The organism is Nonomuraea sp. NPDC051191 (assembly GCF_044455665.1).
Taxonomy (GTDB): Bacteria; Actinomycetota; Actinomycetes; order Streptosporangiales; family Streptosporangiaceae; genus Nonomuraea.
The window spans coordinates 300748-313699 of sequence record NZ_JBITEZ010000005.1 but is presented as its reverse complement, the minus strand read 5'-3'; the positions used below and the strand labels follow the sequence as shown (position 1 = coordinate 313699).

Annotated in this window: 12 protein-coding genes; all 12 read right to left on the bottom strand. The window is 71.3% G+C overall.

The genetic code is table 11. From position 1 onward, the window contains the following. Positions 1–90: 90 nt before the first annotated feature. Positions 91–1314, bottom strand: coding sequence for a bifunctional phosphopantothenoylcysteine decarboxylase/phosphopantothenate--cysteine ligase CoaBC (gene coaBC / locus ACIA8R_RS16375; protein WP_397038994.1), 1224 nt, complete (start codon positions 1312–1314; stop codon positions 91–93). Positions 1315–1322: 8 nt separating this feature from the next. After that, positions 1323–1592: a DNA-directed RNA polymerase subunit omega gene (rpoZ, locus tag ACIA8R_RS16370; RefSeq protein ID WP_043638590.1), complete on the bottom strand. Its 270-nt coding sequence runs from the start codon at positions 1590–1592 to the stop codon at positions 1323–1325. A 5-nt stretch (positions 1593–1597) separates the two neighbouring features. Continuing rightward, positions 1598–2185, bottom strand: coding sequence for a guanylate kinase (gene gmk, locus ACIA8R_RS16365; RefSeq protein WP_364091495.1), 588 nt, complete (start codon positions 2183–2185; stop codon positions 1598–1600). Between the two features lie 121 nt (positions 2186–2306). Beyond that, the gene (gene mihF, locus ACIA8R_RS16360) at positions 2307–2630 is read right to left on the bottom strand and encodes an integration host factor, actinobacterial type (RefSeq protein WP_020541698.1); all 324 of its coding nucleotides are present in this window, start codon (positions 2628–2630) and stop codon (positions 2307–2309) included. A gap of 424 nt (positions 2631–3054) precedes the next feature. Continuing rightward, on the bottom strand, positions 3055–3753 hold the full coding sequence (gene pyrF / locus ACIA8R_RS16355) for an orotidine-5'-phosphate decarboxylase (RefSeq protein ID WP_357705341.1): 699 nt from the start codon (positions 3751–3753) through the stop codon (positions 3055–3057). Next, the gene (locus ACIA8R_RS16350) at positions 3750–4727 is read right to left on the bottom strand and encodes a dihydroorotate dehydrogenase (protein ID WP_357705340.1); all 978 of its coding nucleotides are present in this window, start codon (positions 4725–4727) and stop codon (positions 3750–3752) included. Before ACIA8R_RS16350 ends, pyrF begins: the two co-directional genes overlap by 4 nt. Then, positions 4717–5568: a dihydroorotate dehydrogenase electron transfer subunit gene (locus ACIA8R_RS16345; RefSeq protein WP_357705339.1), complete on the bottom strand. Its 852-nt coding sequence runs from the start codon at positions 5566–5568 to the stop codon at positions 4717–4719. The genes ACIA8R_RS16350 and ACIA8R_RS16345 overlap by 11 nt, the downstream gene beginning before the upstream one ends. Positions 5569–5605: 37 nt before the next feature. Beyond that, positions 5606–8893, bottom strand: coding sequence for a carbamoyl-phosphate synthase large subunit (carB, locus tag ACIA8R_RS16340; RefSeq protein WP_357705338.1), 3288 nt, complete (start codon positions 8891–8893; stop codon positions 5606–5608). Continuing rightward, positions 8880–9986: a glutamine-hydrolyzing carbamoyl-phosphate synthase small subunit gene (gene carA, locus ACIA8R_RS16335; RefSeq protein ID WP_364091214.1), complete on the bottom strand. Its 1107-nt coding sequence runs from the start codon at positions 9984–9986 to the stop codon at positions 8880–8882. The genes carB and carA overlap by 14 nt, the downstream gene beginning before the upstream one ends. Further along, entirely contained in the window at positions 9983–11278 is a 1296-nt protein-coding gene (locus ACIA8R_RS16330; protein WP_364091216.1) for a dihydroorotase, read from the bottom strand. Before ACIA8R_RS16330 ends, carA begins: the two co-directional genes overlap by 4 nt. A gap of 67 nt (positions 11279–11345) precedes the next feature. Continuing rightward, a complete protein-coding gene (locus ACIA8R_RS16325; protein WP_352353188.1) occupies positions 11346–12263 on the bottom strand; it encodes an aspartate carbamoyltransferase catalytic subunit in 918 nt (305 codons plus the stop codon). After that, a complete protein-coding gene (gene pyrR / locus ACIA8R_RS16320; protein WP_357705334.1) occupies positions 12260–12805 on the bottom strand; it encodes a bifunctional pyr operon transcriptional regulator/uracil phosphoribosyltransferase PyrR in 546 nt (181 codons plus the stop codon). The genes ACIA8R_RS16325 and pyrR overlap by 4 nt, the downstream gene beginning before the upstream one ends. Positions 12806–12952: the final 147 nt, after the last annotated feature.

Genomic DNA, 12952 nt, shown 5'->3' with positions numbered 1-12952 from the left:
TGCAACGATCCCTGACAGCGGAACCCACCGGCATTCCGTCCCCCTTTGCCCCCAAGTATCGGTAGGCGTCCGGGGTGTCGCAACTGGCGATCAGGTAATCGTTCCCGCCGAAATCGGGCGCTGGGACAGGCGGGGCGCGACCAGGTCCCAGACGGCGTCGGCGACGTCCTCCTTGGGGCCGCGCGGCACCTCGACGGGCTCGCCTCCGGCGACGAGGACGGTGGCGGCGTTGTCGGGCGTGCCAAACGCCAGCCCCTCCCCCACCTGGTTGACCACCAGCAGGTCGCAGCCCTTCCTGGCGAGCTTGGCCTGCCCGTTGGCGAGCACGTCGTCGGTCTCGGCCGCGAACCCGACGATCACCCGGGGGCCGGTGCCGGACTCGCGGCGCAGCAGGCCCAGCTCGGCCAGGATGTCGGGGTTCTTCGTCAGGTGGATGGGGTCGGGCTCGCCGTCGGTCTTCTTGATCTTCGTGTCGTGCCGGGACGCCGGGCGGAAGTCGGCCACCGCGGCCGCCATGACGACGGCGTCGGCCTTCTCCGAGGCGGCCAGCACCGCCTCGCGCAGCTCGGCCGTGGACCCCACCCGCACCACGGTGGCCCCCGCGGGGTCGGGAAGCGCGACGTTGGCGGCCACGACGGTCACCTCGGCGCCGCGCGCGACCGCCGTACGGGCCAGGGCGTACCCCTGCAACCCGGACGAGCGGTTGCCGATGAAGCGGACCGGGTCGATCGCCTCGCGGGTACCTCCGGCGGAGATCACCACCTTGTGCCCGGCCAGGTCGCGCGGCCTGCCGCGCAGCACGCGCAGGCAGACCTGGAAGATCTCGGCGGGGTCGGGCAGGCGGCCGGGGCCGGTGTCGGCGCCGGTGAGGCGCCCCACGGCCGGGTCGATCACGACGGCCCCGCGCTCGCGCAGGGTCGCGACGTTGGCGCGGGTGGCCGGATGTTGCCACATCTCGGTGTGCATGGCCGGGGCGAACACGACCGGGCAGCGCGCCGTCAGCAGCGTGTTGGTCAGCAGGTCGTCGGCGAGCCCGTGGGCCGCCTTGGCCAGGGTGTTGGCGGTCGCCGGCGCCACCACGACGAGATCGGCGCGCTGGCCGATGCGGACGTGGGGCACCTCGTGAACGTCGTCCCAGACGTCGGCGGTCACGGGGTTGCCCGACAGGGCGGCCCAGGTGGGCTCGCCCACGAACCGCAGGACTTCGCGGGTCGGCACGACCCGCACCTCGTGACCTGACTCGGTGAACAGCCGCAGCAGCTCACACGCCTTGTACGCGGCGATGCCGCCGCTGACGCCGAGGACGACCTTCATCGAAGGGGTCAGACCGCGCCTTCGATGGGCTCGGCGTTGAGCAGGCCCTCGGAGACCTCGCGCAGCGCGATGGACAGCGGCTTCTCCTGAGCGTGCGTCTCGACCAGCGGCCCGACGTATTCCAGCAGGCCCTCGCCGAGCTGGGAGTAGTAGGCGTTGATCTGGCGGGCGCGCTTGGCGCCCATGATCACCAGGGAGTACTTGCTGTCGACGATGTCGAGCAGCGCGTCGATCGGCGGGTTGGTGATGCCCTCCGCGGCCGGGGTGGTGCCTGCCACGATTGTCAGACCTCTCGGTTGATGGTGGTGGTGACCCCCTGAGGGTCAGTCATCAAGGCTATCAGCCGGTGGCACACTTCATGGACACTCGTGTTCACCAGCGTGAGGTCGAACTCCGACTCGGCCGCCATCTCGACCCGTCCGGCCTGGAGCCGGCGCTCGATGACGTCCTCCGGCTCGGTGCCGCGGCCGCGCAGCCGCTTCTCCAGCTCCTCCCACGTCGGGGGGGCCAGGAAGACCAGCAGGGCGTCCGGCATGGTGCCGCGCACCTGCCTGGCGCCTTCCAGGTCGATCTCCAGGACGGTCGGGACGCCCTGGGCGAGCTTGTCCAGCACCGCCTCGCGCGGGGTGCCGTAGCGGTTGCCCGCGAACTCCGCCCACTCCAGCAGCTCGCCGGCCTCGACGAGCCGGTCGAACTCCTCGCCGTCGACGAAGAAGTAGTGGACCCCGTTGACCTCGCCGGGACGGGGCCTCCTGGTGGTCACCGAGACCGACAGCCACACCTCGGGGTGTGCCCGCCGGAGCTCGGCGACGACCGTGGACTTGCCGACGCCCGACGGCCCTGACAGGACCGTCAGCCGCCTCTTGCTCAGGGGGAGGAAGCCGACCTTCGCTCCCGATCCGACTGCCTCGTGGGCCCTTGCTTCGCCGGACCAGGACCTCTCAGTCACTTCCTACCCCCCGTTGAACCTGCGCTTTCTTGTGGAACAGAGATTAGCTCTCGTTGCCACCGAACTCGCGCTCGAGGGAGGCCCTCTGGTTCGCACCGAGACCCCGCACGCGGCGGGACTCGGCGATGGCAAGCCGCTCCATGAGCTGCTTGGCGCGGACCTTGCCCACGCCGGGGAGCGATTCCAACAGTGCCGACACCTTCATCTTGCCGATGACGTCGTCGGTCTGCCCATCCTTGAGCACCTCAGCCAGAGAAACCGCGCCATGCTTGAGCCGGTTCTTGACCTCGGCACGCTCTTTACGGGCCTTGGCAGCCTTCTCAAGGGCTGCGGCGCGCTGCTCAGGGGTCAGGGGAGGAAGAGCCACGCCGGGTCACCTCGAATTTCTGTCGATGTACTCGGACGGGAAGGGAAACTAGCTGGTCATCGCCCCCTAAGCAACGTCAAGAGCGGTTTCTCTCCTCACAAAATCCACTTCATCACTGTCCGTGAGCGTAAAATTACCCACTGCTGATCAAATCGCCCTCACTTCCCGCTTCACGCGAGCGGCCCGGACGGCGTCCCGGAACACGGCGAAGATCGTCCGCACGTCGGCCGATCATGTCCGAAACCAGGGCCGGACCAGGACCGAAACCCGATTCGGGAAGGGTGCGCGAACGCCCGCCGGATGCATTACGATCTTGTGAGCGAGGGCTGTGCGGACGGTCCGGCGACGCCTGCCGCCATGCCCCGCCCGCGCGCCGGAAGACCGGCCCGGAAACGGCCCGGGCGAACCAGGCCGGGAAACCGGGTCAGGAGGCGGTCGTGCGGCGCAGCGAGGCGGCGATGGCGGCGGCGGCCGCTCCCGGGTCCGCCGAGCCGGTGATCGGGCGGCCGATCACGAGCAGGTCGGCGCCGTCGGCCAGCGCCTGCTCGGGGGTCGCCACGCGTACCTGGTCCTGCACGTCGGCCCCCTGAGGGCGCACGCCGGGCGTGATGAGGGTGATGCCGGGCCCCACCTCGGCCCGCACCGCCGCGACCTCGTGGGGCGAGCACACCAGCGCCGTGGCGCCGGCCTCGACCGACAGGGCCGCCAGGCGGCGTACGGCCTCGTCCGCGGGCCCGGCCAGGCCGATGCGGTCGAGGTCGGACTCGTTCAGCGAGGTGAGGATCGTCACAGCGGCGATCTTGGTCTGCGGCGCGGACTCGACCGCGGCCCGGATCATGGCCGCGCCGCCGGCCGCGTGCACGGTCAGGATGGCCGGGCGCAGGCGGGAGACGGCCTTGGCGGCGCCCGCGACGGTGTTGGGGATGTCGTGCAGCTTGAGGTCGAGGAAGATCTGCACGCCGCTGGCGCCGCGTACGGAGGCGATCACGTCGGGGCCGTAGCGCAGGTAGAGCTCCAGGCCCACCTTGATGGTGCTGACGTGCGGCGTCACCAGGCTCGCCCACCGGGCGGCGGTCTCCAGGTCGGGGGCGTCGAGGGCGACGGCGATGGGTGCGGGCGTCAAGGGGAGATCTCCTCGGAGTCGGCCAGAAGGTGCCGGGGAGCGCTCCCCGGCGGTCGGTGGGCCAGGCCGACGGCGTCGGCGAGGCGTTGGAAGCCGCGGGCCCGCAGCAGGTCCTCAAGCTCGCGCTCGATGCGCAGGCACGCGTAGGGGTCGTGGAACAGGGCGGTGCCCACCCCGACGAGGCAGGCGCCCGCCAGGATGAGCTGGAAGGCGTCCCTGCCGGTCATCACGCCGCCCATGCCGATCAGCGGCACCCCGGGCAGGGCCGCGTGCACCTGCCACACGCAGCGGACGGCCAGGGGCAGGATGGCGGGCCCCGACAGCCCTCCGGTGACGGCGGCCAGCGAGGGGCGCAGCGCCTCGGTGTCGATGGCCATGCCGAGCGGGTTGTTGATCATGGACAGCGCGTCCGCGCCGGCGTCCACACAGGCGCGGGCGACGGAGACGATGTCGGCCACGTCGGGCGCGAGCTTGGCCACCACGGGGACGTCGTAGCGCATGATGGAGCGCACCGAGGCGATCACCTCGGCCGCGGCGCTGCCCTCACGCGCGAAGACACGCCCTCGGTCCTCCATGTTCGGGCAAGAAAGGTTGACCTCCAGAGCGGTCACCCCGGGCGCGTCGGCGAGCCTGCGGGCCAGCTCGGAGTACTCGGCGACGGTGCCGCCGCCGATCGAGACGATGGTCTTGATGCCACGCTGGGCCAGCCAGGGCAGCTCGCGCTCCAGGTACGCCTCGATGCCCGGCCCCTGGAGCCCGACGGCGTTGAGCATGCCTGAGGGCGTCTCGGCCATGCGCGGCGTCGGACGGCCCGCGCGCGGGGCCATGGTGACGGACCGGGTGGTCAGCGCGCCGAGCCGGTGGAGGTCGAAGAACTGGGCGAGCTCCTGGCCCGAGCCCGCGCAGCCGGCGGCCGTGGTGATCGGGTTCCCCAGCTCCACGTGCGCCAGAAATGTACGCATATCAACTGACATGTCGTGCACCGCCTCCGGGGGCGCCGAGCGCGTCGAACGGGATCGTTCCCACGTCCTCGAACCGCACCCGCTCCCCCCGGAACACCGGCCCCTCCGCGCAGGCGCGGACCATCCTGGTCGCGCCGTCGTCGCCGATGACCGGGATGACGCACGTCATGCACACGCCGATGCCGCAGGCCATCGACTCCTCGACGGCCACCTGCACCGGGATGTCGAACTCCATCGCCACCGCCGTCACCGCCCGCAGCGCCGGCATGGGCGCGCAGGCGTAGACGGCGTCGGCCCTGGTGTCGGCGATCACCGAGGGCAGCGCGTCGGTGACCTTGCCGCGCAGGCCGAGCGAGCCGTCCTCGGTGGTCAGGGTCGTCGTCTCGGCGATGCGGCGGGCCCGCATGGCGCCGAAGACGCGGTCGGCCCCGGCGCCGCCGAGCACGAAGTCGACCCGGCAGCCGCGCGCCAGCAGCGCGTCGGCCAGCGGGAACAGCACGGCCGAGCCGTACTCGGCGCCGACCAGCACGCAGTTGACCGGGTCGCGCGGCAGCGGGAACGGCCTCCCGAGCGGCCCGACCAGGTCCAGCGTGTCGCGGGCGCGCCGCTCGGCCAGCCAGGACGTGCCCGGCCCGGCGGCGGTGAAGACGAGCTCGACCGTGCCGCCGTAGTCGGACTTGACGTCATGGATGGACAGCGCGCGGCGCGTCACCATCGACGTGTGGGGCCCGCCGACCGCCACGGAGACGAAGTGGCCGGGGCGGTAACGCTCGGCGATGCCGGGCGCCACCACCGTCAGCGCATGGTAGGCGTCGACCCGGCGCGTCGTCAGCACCGTGCCCGTCACCTGCACAGGTGTGCCGGCCAGTCGTCTTCACCTCCCGCGCGGGTCAGCCGCGTAGTGCCTGTGCGTGCTCCTGGAGTGAACGCACCCCGACGTCGCCGCGGACGATCGCCTGGATCCCGGCCGCCGCGGCGGCCAGCCCGGCGACGGTGGTGATGCACGGGATGCCGCGCAGCACCGCCGCGGTGCGGATCTCGTAGCCGTCCAGGCGCGGCCCGGACTGGCCCGGGCTGCCGAACGGCGTGTTGACGATCAGGTCCACCTCGCCGTCGAGAATCGCCTGCACGCTCGTAGGCTCACCTCCGGGCCCGGTCCCCTCGCTGTGCTTTCGCACGATCTTGGCATGGACACCGTTGCGGCGCAGCACCTCGGCCGTGCCCTCGGTGGCGAGGATCTCGAAGCCGAGGTCGGCCAGTGCCTTCACAGGGAAGATCATCGCACGCTTGTCCCTGTTGGCCACGGACACGAACGCGCGTCCCTTGGTCGGGAGTTCCCCATAAGCGCCCGCCTGGGACTTGGCGTACGCCACGCCGAAGAACGCGTCGATGCCCATGACCTCGCCCGTGGAGCGCATCTCGGGCCCGAGCACGATGTCGACGCCCCGGAAGCGGTTGAAGGGCAGCACGGCCTCCTTGACCGCGATGGACGCCTCCATCGGCAGCGTGCCGCCGTCGCCGGTGGCCGGCAGCATGCCCTCCGCGCGCAGCGAGGCGATCGAGGAGCCGAGCATCACCCGGGCCGCCGCCTTGGCCAGCGGCGTGGCCGTGGCCTTGGACACGAACGGCACGGTACGGCTCGCCCGCGGGTTGGCCTCCAGGACGTACAGGACGCCGGCGGACATGGCGTACTGGACGTTCAGGAGCCCGCGCACGCCCACCCCGGCGGCGATGGCCTCGGTGGCGGCGCGGATGCGCTTGACGTCGTGGCTGCCGAGCGTCAGCGGCGGCAGCGCGCAGGCCGAGTCGCCGGAGTGGATGCCGGCCTCCTCGATGTGCTCCATGACGCCGCCGAGGAACAGCTCCTCGCCGTCGTAGAGCGCGTCCACGTCGATCTCGATGGCCTCGTCGAGGAACTTGTCCACCAGGACCGGGTGGCCGCCCTCCTGGGCCGCCATGTACGTCGTCAGCGTGCTGTCGTCGTAGACGATGGCCATGCCGGCCCCGCCGAGCACGTACGAGGGCCGCACCAGCACCGGGTAGCCGATCTCGCCGGCGATCTCCAGCGCCTCCGGCACCGTCAGCGCGGTGCCGTGCTTGGGCGCGGGCAGGCCGGCCTCGGCCAGCACCCGCCCGAACGCGCCGCGCTCCTCGGCCAGGTGGATCGACTCGGGCGAGGTGCCGACCACGGGCACGCCGGCGTCCTTGAGCGCCTGCGCCAGGCCGAGCGGCGTCTGCCCGCCGAGCTGCACGATCACGCCCACGACCGGGCCGGTCTGCTGCTCGGCGTGCACCACCTCCAGGACGTCCTCCAGCGTCAGCGGCTCGAAGTAGAGCCGGTCGGAGGTGTCGTAGTCGGTGGAGACGGTCTCGGGGTTGCAGTTGACCATGACGGTCTCGAACCCGGCCCGCGACAGCTCGAACGAGGCGTGCACGCACGCGTAGTCGAACTCGATGCCCTGCCCGATGCGGTTGGGCCCGGAGCCGAGGATGATGACCTTCTCCCGCTCGCCGTAGGGGACCTCGGTCTCCTCGTCGTAGGTGGAGTACAGGTACGGCGTCCTGGCGGCGAACTCGGCGGCGCAGGTGTCGACGGTGTTGTAGACCGGCCGCACGCCGAGCGCGTGGCGCAGCCCGCGCACGTGGGCCTCCTCGACGCCGCGGATCTCGGCGATCTGCGCGTCGGAGAAGCCGTGGTGCTTGGCGCGGGTCAGCGCGCCGGCGGTGAGCTCGGGCGCGGCGGCGATCTCCTGGGCCTCCTCCTCCAGCAGCAGGAGCTGGTCGAGGAACCAGGGGTCGACGCTGGTGGCCTCGAACAGCTCGGCCGCGGTCGCGCCCGCCCGCACGGCCTGCTGCATCGTGCGCAGCCGTCCGTCGTGCGGGGTGCGGCAGGCCGCCAGCAGCTCGTCCTTGTCCTGGACGGGCCCCGCCCAGGTGAAGGCGGAGTCCTTCTTCTCCAGCGAGCGCAGCGCCTTCTGCAGCGCCTCGGTGAAGGAGCGGCCGATGGCCATGGCCTCGCCCACGGACTTCATGTGCGTGGTCAGCGTGCGGTCGGCCCCGCGGAACTTCTCGAAGGCGAAGCGCGGCACCTTGACCACGATGTAGTCGAGCGTCGGCTCGAAGGAGGCCGGGGTCTCCTTGGTGATGTCGTTGGGGATCTCGTCGAGGGTGTAGCCGATGGCCAGCTTGGCGGCGATCTTGGCGATCGGGAAGCCGGTGGCCTTGGAGGCCAGGGCGCTGGAGCGGGAGACGCGCGGGTTCATCTCGATGACGATCATGCGCCCGGTGCGCGGGTCGACGGCGAACTGGATGTTGCAGCCGCCGGTGTCGACGCCGACCTCGCGGATGACCGCGATGGCGACGTCACGCATGTTCTGGTACTCGCGGTCGGTCAGGGTCAGCGCGGGCGCGACGGTGACGCTGTCGCCGGTGTGCACGCCCATCGGGTCGATGTTCTCGATGGAGCAGACGATGACGACGTTGTCCGCCTTGTCGCGCATGACCTCCAGCTCGTACTCCTTCCAGCCGAGGATCGACTCCTCCAGGAGCACCTCGGTGGTCGGCGAGGCGTCGAGGCCGGCGCCGGCGATGCGGCGCAGGTCGTCCTCGCCGTAGGCGAAGCCGGAGCCGACGCCGCCCATGGTGAAGCTGGGCCGTACGACCAGCGGGTAGCCCAGCTCGCCGGCGGCGGCCAGGCAGTCCTGCATCGTGTGGCAGATGACCGATTTGGCCGACTCGGCGTTGAGCCCGTGCTCGCGCGCGACCTTGGCGACGATCTCCTTGAACTTCTCGCGGTTCTCGCCCGCCTGGATCGCGTCGAAGTCGGCGCCGATCAGCTCGACCTCGTACTTCTCCAGCACGCCCGACTCGTGCAGGGCGACCGCGGTGTTCAGCGCGGTCTGGCCGCCCAGGGTGGGCAGCAGCGCGTCGGGGCGCTCCTTGGCGATGATCTTCTCGACGTACTCGGGGGTGATCGGCTCGACGTACGTGGCGTCGGCGAACTCCGGGTCCGTCATGATCGTGGCCGGGTTGCTGTTGACCAGGATGACGCGGAAGCCCTCGGCCCGCAGCACCCGGCAGGCCTGGGTGCCCGAGTAGTCGAACTCGCACGCCTGGCCGATCACGATCGGCCCGGAGCCGATCACCAGGACCGACCGGATGTCCTCACGCTTGGGCACGGCTCATGACCTCACAGAACTCGTCGAAGAGATAAGCGGCGTCGTGCGGACCCGCGGCGGCCTCGGGGTGGTACTGGACGCTGAAGGCCCGCCCGTCGAGCAGGCGCAGGCCCTCCACACAGCGGTCGTTGAGGTTGACGTGGCTGACCTCGGCCGGACCGTACGGGGTCTCGAACGCCTCGCCGATCGGCGCCTCGACCGCGAACCCGTGGTTGTGGGCCGAGATCTCGACCTTGCCCGTGCGCACGTCCTGGACCGGCTGGTTGACGCCGCGGTGGCCGTAGCGCAGCTTGTACGTGGACAGGCCGAGCGCGCGGCCGAAGAGCTGGTTGCCGAAGCAGATGCCGAAGAACGGCACCCTGGCCGCGAGGACACTCTGGAGGGCCGACACGTCGGCGGTGGCGGGGTCGCCGGGGCCGTTGGAGAAGAACACGCCGTCGGGCTCGACCGCCATGATCTGCTCGTACGTGGCCGTGGCGGGCAGCACGTGCACCTCGCAGCCGCGCTCGGCCATGCGGTGCGGGGTCATGCCCTTGATGCCCAGGTCGACGGCGGCGACGGTGAAGCGCCTGGCGCCGACGGCGGGCACGACGTAGGGCTCGGCCGTGGCCACTTCGGCGGCCAGGTCGGCGCCCTCCATGGCGGGCGAGTTCCGCACCCGCTCGACGAGCTCGTCGACGGTCGCGGAGGGGTCCGAGAAGATGCCGGCCCGCATCGCGCCGCGCTCGCGCAGGTGGCGGGTCAGGGCGCGGGTGCCGGTGATGGCGATGCCGACGACGCCCTGCTGCTTGAGGTAGTCGTCGAGCGAGCGGTCGGCCCGCCAGTTGGAGACGATCCTGGACGGCTCGCGCACGACGTACCCGGCGACCCAGACGCGGCCCGACTCGGGGTCCTCGTCGTTGACGCCGGTGTTGCCGATGTGCGGGGCCGTCATGGCGACGATCTGCCGGTGGTAGGAGGGGTCGGTGAGGGTCTCCTGGTAGCCGGTCATGCCGGTGTTGAAGACCATCTCGCCGAACGTCTCGCCTTCGGCGCCGTAAGAGGTTCCGTGGAAGACGCGGCCGTCTTCCAGGACGAGCACCGCGGTGTTCAAACCAGCTTCCCTTCGAGAACGGTCGGCGTGCCGCGCAGGAACGTGGCGACCACCCGGCCGGGCAACGTCATCCCCTCGTACGGGGTGTTCCTGCTCTTGGAGGCGTAGGCGGAGGGGTCCACCTCGGTGCGGGCCGACGGGTCGTACAGCGTGATGTTGGCCGGCGCGCCCGGCTCCAGCGGCCTGCCGTGGCCGGACAGGCGGCCGATGCGGGCGGGGGTGAGCGACATGCGCTCGGCGACCCCGGCCCAGTCGAGCAGCCCGGTCTCGACCATGGCCTCCTGGACGACGCTCAGCGCCGTCTCCAGGCCGATCATGCCCATGGCCGCGGCCGGCCACTCGGTCTCCTTGTCCTCGACCGGGTGGGGGGCATGGTCGGTGGCGACGACGTCGATGGTGCCGTCGGCCAGCGCGGCGCGCAGCGCCTGGACGTCGGCGTGCGTGCGCAGCGGCGGGTTGACCTTGTAGATCGGGTTGTAGGCGCCGACCGGGGACTCCTCGACGAGGTCGTCGGTGAGGAGCAGGTGGTGAGGGGTGACCTCGGCGGTGATGTTCCAGCCCTTGGACTTGGCCCAGCGGATGATCTCGACCGAGCCGGCGGTGGAGACGTGGCAGACGTGCAGGCGGGAGCCGACGTGTGCGGCCAGCAGGCAGTCGCGGGCGATGACCGCCTCCTCGGCCACGGCCGGCCAGCCGGTCAGGCCGAGCCTGCCGGAGACGACGCCCTCGTTCATCTGGGCGCCCTCGGTGAGCCTGGGCTCCTGGGCGTGCTGGGCGACGACGCCGTCGAACGCCTTGACGTACTCCAGGGCGCGGCGCATCAGCACGGCGTCGCTGACGCACTTGCCGTCGTCGGAGAAGACCCGGACGCGGGCGGCGGAGTCGGCCATCGCGCCGAGCTCGGCGAGCTGCCTGCCCTCCAGGCCGACGGTGACGGCGCCGACCGGCTGCACGTCGCAGTGGCCGAACTCGCGGCCGAGCCGCCAGACCTGCTCGACCACGCCGGCGGTGTCGGCGACGGGCGAGGTGTTGGCCATGGCGTGCACGGCGGTGTAGCCGCCGCGGGCCGCGGACTGGGTGCCGGTCTGGACGGTCTCGGCGTCCTCGCGGCCGGGCTCGCGCAGGTGGGTGTGCAGGTCGACCAGGCCGGGCAGCGCGATCGCGCCGCGGCCCTCGACGGTCTCGCCGCCGGGACCGGCGTCGAGGCCGGCGCCGATCTCGGCGATGCGCCCGTCGGCGATCCGGATGTCCACCGGCTCCCCGCCGAGGATCCGGACATTTTTGATGATCATCGTGCCTCCTTCGTCGGCACGACGATCATCATGATGCTGTGCCTCCTGGTTCGTTCGCTCCGCTCACTCACTGGATCTCTCCCCCGAGCAGCAGGTACAGGACGGCCATGCGGATGGTCACGCCGTTGGCGACCTGCTCCACGATGGTGGAGCGCGGCGAGTCGGCCACCTCGGCGGCGATCTCCATGCCCCGGTTCATCGGCCCGGGGTGCATGACGATGGCCTCGTCCGGCATCTTGGCGAAGCGGTCGCGGTCGAGGCCGTAGCGGCGGGAGTACTCGCGCTCGCTGGGGAAGTAGGCGGCGTTCATCCGCTCCTTCTGCACCCGCAGCATCATGACCGCGTCGGACTTGGGCAGCACGGCGTCGAAGTCGTAGGACACCTCGCACGGCCAGGTGCCGACCGAGACGGGCAGCAGCGTGGGCGGCGCGACGAGGGTGACCTCGGCGCCGAGCGTGTTGAGCAGCAGCACGTTGGAGCGGGCGACCCGGCTGTGCAGGACGTCGCCGACGATGGTGACCCGGCGCCCGTCGAGCCCGCCGAGGCGGCGGCGCATGGAGAAGGCGTCGAGCAGCGCCTGCGTGGGGTGCTCGTGGGTGCCGTCGCCAGCGTTGACGACGCTGCCGCGCACCCAGCCGGCCAGCCGGTGCGGCGCGCCGGAGGAGCCGTGGCGGATGACGACGGCGTCGGCGCCCATGGCCTCCAGGGTGAGCGCGGTGTCCTTGAGCGACTCGCCCTTGGACACGCTCGACCCCTTGGCCGAGAAGTTGATGACGTCGGCCGAGAGCCGCTTGGCCGCCGCCTCGAAGGAGATGCGGGTGCGCGTGGAGTCCTCGAAGAACAGGTTGACCACCGTGCGGCCGCGCAGCGTGGGCAGCTTCTTGATGGACCGTTCCGAGACCCTGGCCAGCTCCTCGGCGGTGTCGAGGATGAGCAGCGCGTCGTCCTTGGTGAGGTCGCCCGCCGAGATGAGATGCCGGTTCATCTGTCGTCCTCCTTCATGAGCAGGACGGCGTCGCGGCCGTCGATCTCGGAGAGGTAGACCTTGACCTTCTCGCTCTTGGCGGTGGGCAGGTTCTTGCCCACGTAGTCGGCGCGGATCGGCAGCTCGCGGTGGCCGCGGTCGACCAGCGTGGCGAGCTGCACGGCGGTGGGACGGCCGAGGTCGTTGAGCGCGTCGAGCGCGGCGCGGACGGTGCGGCCGGAGTAGAGCACGTCGTCGACGAGGACGACCACCTTGCCGTCGATGCCGTCGGGCGGCAGCTCGGTGCGCCCGAGCGGGCGGACGGGACCGCTGCGCAGGTCGTCGCGGTACATCGTGATGTCGATCGAGCCGACGGGGATCTTGAGCCCTTCGAACTGCTCCACTCGGTCGCCGAGCCTGCGGGCGAGCGTGGCGCCGCGGGTCGGGATGCCGAGGAGGACGACGTCACCGGCGCCTTTGGTGCGTTCGAGGATCTCGTGCGCGATACGGGTCAGCGCCCGGTGGATGTCCGGGCCTTCAAGCACGGCCCTGGAATCGGACATGGAGGATCTCACCACCTTTCCCGCCTCACGGGACGGGTCTTAAAAGGGTGTTGGTCGGGACACACAGTACCAGGCACTACCTGGTACAACGCGAGCACCCCGCCCTGCCCTCCGGGTGCGGCGGGCCCTCCTGACCGGCCGTTCGTC

What these genes read in the sequence shown, in the direction of transcription:
- coaBC (WP_397038994.1), bottom strand. Translation starts at nt 1,314, where the DNA reads ATGAAGGTCGTCCTCGGCGTCAGCGGCGGCATCGCCGCGTACAAGGCG.
- ACIA8R_RS16350 (WP_357705340.1), bottom strand. Translation starts at nt 4,727, where the DNA reads ATGTCAGTTGATATGCGTACATTTCTGGCGCACGTGGAGCTGGGGAAC.
- ACIA8R_RS16330 (WP_364091216.1), bottom strand. Translation starts at nt 11,278, where the DNA reads ATGATCATCAAAAATGTCCGGATCCTCGGCGGGGAGCCGGTGGACATC.
- ACIA8R_RS16325 (WP_352353188.1), bottom strand. Translation starts at nt 12,263, where the DNA reads ATGAACCGGCATCTCATCTCGGCGGGCGACCTCACCAAGGACGACGCG.
- pyrR (WP_357705334.1), bottom strand. Translation starts at nt 12,805, where the DNA reads ATGTCCGATTCCAGGGCCGTGCTTGAAGGCCCGGACATCCACCGGGCG.